Genomic DNA, 620 nt, shown 5'->3' on the forward strand with positions numbered 1-620 from the left:
AATTCGTTCTGCAGTAATGGCGTGGCTTAGCATGTTTTTGCGCGCACTTGTACCTTGCTCCTGTAATTCTTGCCAATCAGGCTGGATCTGGGGTAAAAGTTGCGTTAAAAGATAGGCAAGATTGGCGATAAAATGCAAGCCTTCGATTTTGTTCTGGGAACGAACCTGATATTCGCCGAAGGACCAGAATTTTTTGATTTCGTAGAAGTAGGTCTCGATCTTCCAACGTTGGTCATAGTAATCAAGGATCCGCCAGAAACCACCCTTATGCGGGGTTAGTTCCGGTAAATCTTGGGCTGGAAGGGTTGAAATGAACAAGCGCTCGCCTTCATGACGGTTTTGACTGCGAATGATCCATACGGCTTGCCCAAAAAGCTTCGTCATACATTTAGTCATGCCTACCGCATAGTGATCATCTTGGTCGGTCAGGGCGATTTCAGTTGACTTGAATTTTTGACCGTATTTACGTGGTCGGCCAGGTCTTCCTGTCCGCTGTGGGAGCTGATAAAGCGCGGTATCCTTACGAATATTAGCGATAAAATCAACATTACCATGGTCTTTCACAAAATCTAGGACATCCTTTTTAGGATACCAGCTGTCACACTCTAAAATGATGTGCT

At 45.2% G+C, this 620-nt stretch carries 1 protein-coding gene; it reads right to left on the reverse strand.

Translation table 11 applies throughout. The annotated features are described in order from the left end of the window. A partial coding sequence (locus tag FC65_RS11040) for an IS701 family transposase (RefSeq protein ID WP_191979919.1) occupies positions 1–620 on the reverse strand: 620 nt, incomplete at both ends.

Source organism: Ligilactobacillus acidipiscis DSM 15836 (assembly GCF_001435755.1).
Classification (GTDB): Bacteria; Bacillota; Bacilli; order Lactobacillales; family Lactobacillaceae; genus Ligilactobacillus; species Ligilactobacillus acidipiscis.